Here is a 988-nt window from a genome sequence, read left to right as displayed (position 1 = left end):
AATCACCGCCGGCCGCGCCCAGCCGCGCCGGCGCGCACACCGGCCCCACGCATTCGCGCGCCACTGCCGCCACATGGTCGCCCAGGCCCCAACCACTGTCGTCGCGGCGCAGGGCCAAGTCGATTCTCTGTGAGGAAAAATCAACTTTCCCACCGGCGGCGGACAGCAGCAACTCGATGCCGGGATGCTCGGCCTGAAAGGCCGGCAGCCGCGGTATCAGCCAGCGCATCGCAATGGTGGGCTCGCAGGACAGGCGCAGCGGCGCGTCCGCCTGCCGCCGCGCGCGGGCCGCGCCCTGCTCCAGCAACCGCAGCGCCTCGGCGCAGCTGTGGTAAAAGCTTTCGCCAGCCGCGGTGAGGAAGACCGCCCGGTTGCGCCGCTCGAACAAGGCCACGCCCAGGCCTTCCTCCAATTGCCTGACCTGGCGGCTGACCGCGCCGTGGGTCACGCATAGTTCAGCGGCGGCCTTGACGAAACTGCCGTGGCGCGCGGCGGCTTCAAACACGCGAACGGCGTTCAAGGCGGGAATGCGATAGCTCATCTATGATTTTTCCTCACTCAATGCGCTGACAATAAATCGATTTTGGCCGCGCGCCAAGCCCGCGACAATCGACCTCGTTTCCACCCTGAAAGTCTTGTCGCGATGAATGAACTCCTCACCGTTGCCGTGCTCACCCTGCTCGCCGTGATCAGCCCCGGCGCCGATTTCGCCGTCATCACCCGCAACAGCCTGCAATACGGGCGCGGCCACGGCGTGCTGGGCGCCTGCGGCATCGCGCTGGGCGTGCAATTCCACGTGCTGTGCGCGCTGCTGGGCCTGAGCCTGCTGCTCAGCCGCACGCCGTGGCTGCTGGCCGGCTTCAAGCTGCTGGGCGCCGGCTATCTGCTCTATATCGGCTACCGCACCTTCATCCAGCCGCCGCTGGCCGCCGGCCCGGCTACGGCGCACGGCCGGCAAAGCGCCTGGCAGGCGCTGCGCGCCGGCCTG

2 protein-coding genes are annotated in these 988 nt (G+C 68.3%); one reads left to right on the top strand and one right to left on the bottom strand.

Annotated elements, in window-relative coordinates; all coding sequences use genetic code 11:
* A partial coding sequence (locus tag LQT98_RS23005; protein ID WP_231465494.1) for a LysR family transcriptional regulator occupies positions 1–541 on the bottom strand: 541 nt, incomplete at its 3' end.
* Between the two features lie 102 nt (positions 542–643).
* Here LQT98_RS23005 and LQT98_RS23000 point away from each other — a divergent pair.
* Positions 644–988: LysE family transporter (locus LQT98_RS23000; RefSeq protein ID WP_231465492.1), on the top strand; the 345-nt coding region annotated here is incomplete at its 3' end.

The sequence above is a fragment of the Chromobacterium aquaticum genome (assembly GCF_021129195.1).
Classification (GTDB): Bacteria; Pseudomonadota; Gammaproteobacteria; order Burkholderiales; family Chromobacteriaceae; genus Chromobacterium; species Chromobacterium aquaticum.
Note: the sequence above shows the minus strand (reverse complement) of the source record. Positions and strands in the feature narration are given on the sequence as shown.